This is a genomic window from Vibrio sp. 2033 (assembly GCF_033339735.1).
This window is the reverse complement of sequence record NZ_JAWOVC010000890.1, coordinates 1-509: the sequence shown is the minus strand read 5'-3', so window position 1 is coordinate 509 and position 509 is coordinate 1. Positions and strand designations below refer to the sequence as shown.

At 51.3% G+C, this 509-nt stretch carries 1 protein-coding gene; it reads right to left on the bottom strand.

Annotated elements, in window-relative coordinates:
• Nucleotides 1-509 (bottom strand): carbon-nitrogen hydrolase family protein (locus R7P74_RS29660; protein WP_318124333.1); only part of this gene is annotated, 509 nt, incomplete at both ends.

Genomic DNA, 509 nt, shown 5'->3' with positions numbered 1-509 from the left:
TCCCCAAGGGTCAATCACCATGGAATGCCCCCACGTTTTACGACCGCAAGGGTGTGTTCCCGTTTGTCCACTGGCTAAAATCCAACATTGCGTTTCAATTGCTCGAGCTCGCAGCAACACTTCCCAGTGAGCTTGCCCAGTAACCGCAGTAAACGCGGCGGGAACAACAATGATATCCGCCCCCGCTAAACGCAGTGCTTTGTACAATTCGGGGAAACGAACGTCGTAACAAATGCTCAAGCCGACGCTGCCGATATCCGTTTCTGCCACCACAATTTGGTTGCCCGCGGTGAAAGTATCTGACTCTCGGTAGCTGCCATGGCCATCTTCTACATCGACATCAAACATATGCAGCTTGTCATAATGGGCAATGCACTTTCCGTGAGGTGATAAAACGAGCGTCGTCGTTGTCACACCTCTCGCGGTTTGAATCGGCATACTACCAACGACAAGCGTCAGTTGATGACTCTTCGCGATATTGGCTAAACGCTCTTGAATAGCACCGCTAC